Annotated in this window: 1 protein-coding gene; it reads right to left on the reverse strand. The window is 43.3% G+C overall.

All coding sequences use genetic code 11. The features are described from left to right. Window positions 1–496: 496 nt before the first annotated feature. Window positions 497–3,637 (reverse strand): ABC transporter permease (locus tag VF500_RS12460; protein ID WP_330859983.1); only part of this gene is annotated, 3,141 nt, incomplete at its 5' end.

Genomic DNA, 3,637 nt, shown 5'->3' on the forward strand with positions numbered 1-3,637 from the left:
AGTCCCGGCAAACAAACAACAAGTTATTAAATAACTATCTTTAAAAAAAAAACCTGTATAGCGTATACAGGATTAACAGAATCTTGTATAGTTAGAATAGGATTTACTCTCAAATCTGTATAGCTATTTCAGGACGGGTCAAGGGGGTTAACAGGGTTAACATAATTTAGGGTTAACATCTGTATATGTAATTAATAATCAGGTAGTTGATTGTTTTTATGTCAAAAATGTGTTAACCCCCTTTTTGTACAAATATTATCGGCTAAATTTCAATTCATAGGTAACACAACACCAAGGGTGATCAACTTGATTGCTTTTAAGTGTAGAGACGCATATGATGCGTCTCCCGCGCGCAATTTCCGACGAGATTAGAAGCCTTTTGAATCGGCCTGTCCGCCGGGAGACGCATGTGATGCGTCTCTACAAAAAACTTTCGATTCGTTTTTAAACAGCCTCTAAGACAATGCTATTCCGGAACAATCAGCTAACTTACCACTTACTCACTCCTCAAACTCTTCACCGGGTTAGCCATAGCCGCTTTTATGGCATGATAACTAACAGTTACAGCTGCAACAATGACGGCTAACAATCCAGCTGATCCAAACATCCACCATTGAATAGGAATGCGGTAAGCAAAGCCCTGTAACCAGTTGTGCATAGCCCACCAGGCTATCGGTGAGGACAGAATAACAGATAGCAGGACAAGCTTCAAGAAGTCTCTGGATAACAGCCCGTTAATTGATGAAATGCTTGCTCCTAAAACCTTGCGTATACCAATTTCTTTGGTACGTTGTTCTGTAGTAAATGCCGCCAGCCCGAACAACCCCATAGCTGCCAATACGATGGTGATCACGGTAAAAATGCTAAAAATAGCCGCCAGCTTATCTTCAGCCTTGTACCGTGCATTAAAAGCATCATCCATAAAAGTATAATCGAATGGCGTATCAGCATCATACTTTTTAAAAATGCTTTGCATCGAACCAAGCAGTGTGGGTAAATTGGTATGCGGTTTTATTTTTGCGAAAAGGTAACGGCTCCTCGATTCAAGTGTCCATGATTTTGCTGTATCCGGCGTTACAAAAAGCCCCAGAGGCTGGATCTGGTCTTCCAGCGATCCAAAATTGAAGTTCTTTATTACACCGGCTACTTCAATATTTTTCGCCCCGGTGTTAATGAAGCTCCCCACCGGGTTAACTGGTAAATGTAGTTTTTCTGCTGCCAGTTCATTGAGCAATACTTTTTGCCCTATTTCCAGCTCGCGGCCCTGCAAAGGCGGATGTTTCCATTTCAATCCCAAAATAGAAAAGAAATTTTTGTCGACAGTTAAAAAAGGAAGCATCACTGTTTCATCTTTGGTATTGCCGCTTATCCCGATCATATCATAATTACTGAACATGCCGTAACGTGAGGAAGCCGCATTAGTTATACCGGGTAGCGACATGATCTCATGCTTAAAAGCGGGGTAACCTTTAAAGTTACTGCCAACCGGTATCATAACCACGTTATCGCGGTCCACGCCTGTTTCCGTATGCCTGAAAAAGTAAAGCTGCCTGTCTATCACAATACCACAAATGATCAACCCTACGGATATGGAGAATTGCAGGGTCGTAAATACCTTCCGGATAATAACCCCGCCCGATTGCTTGCTCATCTTCCCCTTAAGGGTAATAGCCGGCTTAAAGGCCGACAATACCAACGACGGATAGCTGCCTGCTACCAAGATCGTAAATACCAGTAATCCAAGTAAAAGAGATAAGATCAGCGGGCTATAAAAGAAAGCGTCATCAATTTGCAGCTGCAGTATATTAAAAAGCACCGGTTTAAACAGGTAACACAATACGTATCCCAATAAAAAAGATACAACCGAAAAGATGGCCGATTCAATGTAGAATTGCAATGCGATGCTTTTACGGCTGGCACCTGATACTTTCCGGATCCCGATTTCTTTTGCCCGCAACGTAGCCCTGGCGGTGGAGAGGCTCATGTAATTGAACAAAGCGAGTAAAAGTATCAATAAGGCGATCAGGGGGAATATGGTAAGGTATTTAAAATTAGAATTGTCATATGATCTTTTCAAGTGCCGGTCCACCAGCGGGAATATCGAGAATTTTATCTCCGGCTCGGTGCTTTTGCCGGCGTAGAGCGATTGGAGACCACGTTTCAGCATCGCTGTATCTGTAGGGTGCCTCAGCAAAAGATAAATATCGAAAAGCCCCCCGCCTACCTTCTGCTCGCCAATAAATTTTTTAGCGGCTTTAGTGGTGATAAAGCCGCTGTTGGATGCAACGAAATTATACTCAATAGTAGAATTGGAAGGGCAGTTTTCGGCAACGCCGGTTACCTGGTAAGTATAGGCGCTGTCTGTCCTGATCGTAAGCAGTTTGCCAACCGGATCTTCATTCCCAAAATATTTTTTTGACATGGCCTGTGATATAACCACCGAAAAAGGTGCGGATAAAACCTGTGAGGCTTGTCCTGATAATAATTTAAAGGAGAAGAAGCTGAAGAAACCGGCGTCGGCAAACACTAACTTATTTTCGGCAAACTTCCGTTCGGGCTGCGAAGGGTTACTGATAACAACCGACGACATAAAATAATGCATGGTACGCATGTAATCTTCCACAGCCGGTTGCGACTGTTTGATGATCGGCCCGGATGCATAACTCATTTGGTCAAGGTTCATCGTATTGCCGTTTATCTTCATCTCCGCATAGGGCTTGAATATGCGATCTGCATTTTTATGAAAACGATCATAACTATGTTCATGCGCCACATACAGCATAATGAGCATGCATACGGCTAAACCTACTGCCAGCCCCGAGATATTGATCAGACTATAAAGCCTCTGGCGTACCAGGTTACGCCATGCTATTTTGATATAATTCCTAAACATATAATTGCGGTTTAATTTCTTGGAAGGCCAGTTTGAGGTGGCTTCCTGATACGAAATTATCGCCGCAGAACGGGAATAAGGTCTCAAATGATAAGATGGGCCTCCTTTTTTCAGCTCGCTTTTATATTCAGCGGGGCTTTTCCCGGTCATTTCCCGAAAAGTGCGGTTAAAAGTTGATTTGGAATTGAAGCCGGTGTCAAATGCAATGCCCAGCAATGTTAACCGGTCGTAAGCAGGGTCCTGCATTTTCTGCACCACCTCCCTTATTCGATATTCATTGATAAAATCATTGAAGTTTTTCCTGAGTGTCACATTAATGATCCGGGATAATTCGTGTGGATGCAGGTCCAGCTTTTCGGCCAGTGTCTTCAAGCTCAATTCCGGGTCCTGGTAAAACCGATGCTCTTCCATGGCTCTCTTCAGCCAGCTGCCTTTTTCTTTCATCGCCACTGAAGGCGATGGCTTTGAAATAGCCGGCACCAAGACAGGAGCAGTAGTTTCTGGCTTAGAAAAAACCGCGGCTGCAATCCAGATCATCATTACCGTAAAAAGGAGATATAAAGGATAATAAGTATAAAGACCTGATGCATTATGGTAATAAAAATAGTCGATGGCAGTATAAGGGATCCACAACAACCATAAGGTGCCGAAAACCTTCAATAAGCGATACAGCCACCGTAGCTCGTGCCGATACCTGTCGCCCCAGCTATTAAATTTTACGCCCTGGTAAAAGCGTTCGATCAG

It is taken from the genome of Mucilaginibacter sp. (assembly GCF_036383575.1).
Taxonomy (GTDB): Bacteria; Bacteroidota; Bacteroidia; order Sphingobacteriales; family Sphingobacteriaceae; genus Mucilaginibacter.